Genomic DNA, 1,445 nt, shown 5'->3' on the forward strand with positions numbered 1-1,445 from the left:
GAGAGGCGTTCGACGCCGCGCAGGAGGGCGGAGTGGTCCAGGCCGCCGTCGCCTTGTGCGCGCAGGGAGGCGACGAGGGAGGCGACGAGGGTGCCCACGGGCAGGGCGGCGCCGACGGTGCGGGCGGCGTCGGTGACGATGCCCATGTCCTTGTGGTGCAGGTCGACGCGGAAGCCGGGCTTGAAGTCGCGGTTTTTGAAGTTGTCGGTCTTGCGGGCCAGGACGGTGGAGCCGGCCAGGCCCCCGCCCAGGACGTCGAGGGCGGCGGCGAGGTCGACGCCGGACTTCTCCAGGAAGACCACCGCTTCGGCGCAGGCTTGGATGTTGACGGCGACGATGAGCTGGTTGGCGGCCTTGACGGTCTGACCGGAGCCGTGCGGGCCGCACAGCACGATGGTCTTGCCCAGGGCCTGAAGCATCGGGCGTGCGGCGTCGAAGTCGGCCTGGTAGCCACCGACCATGATCGACAGGACGGCTTCGATGGCGCCGGCCTCGCCGCCGGAGACGGGTGCGTCCAGGACGCGGATGCCCTTGTCGCCGGCGGCCTTGGCCAGGTCGATGGAGGTCTGCGGGGTGATCGAGGACATGTCGATCAGCAGGGTGCCGGGCTTGGCGTTCTCCACGATGCCGTCGGGGCCGTAGGCGATGGCCTCGACCTGCGGGGAGGCCGGGACCATGGTGATCACCACGTCGGCGTCCTGGACGGCCTCGGCGATCGAACCGGCCGCGGTGCCACCGTTGTCGGCCAGCCGCTGCAGCTTGTCCTGCTCCAGGGTGTAGCCGGTCACGGCGTAGCCGGCCTTGATCAGGTTCTCGGCCATGGGGGAGCCCATGATGCCCAGGCCGATCCACGCGATCTTGGGAAGGGTGCTCATGAAGTGCCTTTCATGCATCTGAACGAGGAGGAGAAGTGCGGGCAGGCGGCGCGCTCAGGCACGCGCCGCCCGTCCGCGGTCACTTCGCGGCGCGCAGCGGGGCCGGCAGCCAGGCGAACGACGAAGCACTCGGGGCGTCGCCCGGCTTGTACTCCAGGCCGATCCAGCCGTCGTAGCCGGCCTTCTTCAGGCGGTCGAGCAGGGCATCGAAGTCCAGCTCGCCGGTGCCGGGGGCGCCGCGGCCGGGGTTGTCGGCGATCTGCACGTGCGCGGTCTTGCCGGTGCAGCGGTCGATGACCTCCTCCAGGTCCTCGCCGTTCATCGACAGGTGGTAGAGGTCCATCAGGAACTTCGCGTTACCCAACCCGGTCGCGGCGTTGACCGCGTCGACGACCTCGATGGCCTTCGGCGCCGAGACGATCGGGCAGGCCGGCGACTCGGGGGCGTTGAGCGCCTCGATCAGCAACGTGCCCCCCACCTCGGCCACCGCACGGGCCGCGAAGGCGAGGTTCTCCAGCGCGAGACGGTCCTGCTCCTCGGGCGAGACACCCTCGACCCGGTTGCCGTACA

General features: G+C 70.3%; 2 protein-coding genes. Both read right to left on the reverse strand.

Annotated features, from left to right (window positions below):
- Window positions 1-875 (reverse strand): 2-hydroxy-3-oxopropionate reductase (locus OO62_RS36115; protein ID WP_033271964.1); only part of this gene is annotated, 875 nt, incomplete at its 3' end.
- 79 nt (window positions 876-954) lie between these two features.
- On the reverse strand, window positions 955-1,445 hold a 491-nt coding region (locus OO62_RS36120; protein ID WP_033271965.1), incomplete at its 5' end, for a TIM barrel protein.

Source organism: Streptomyces lydicus (assembly GCF_000717345.1).
GTDB classification, from domain to species: Bacteria; Actinomycetota; Actinomycetes; order Streptomycetales; family Streptomycetaceae; genus Streptomyces; species Streptomyces lydicus.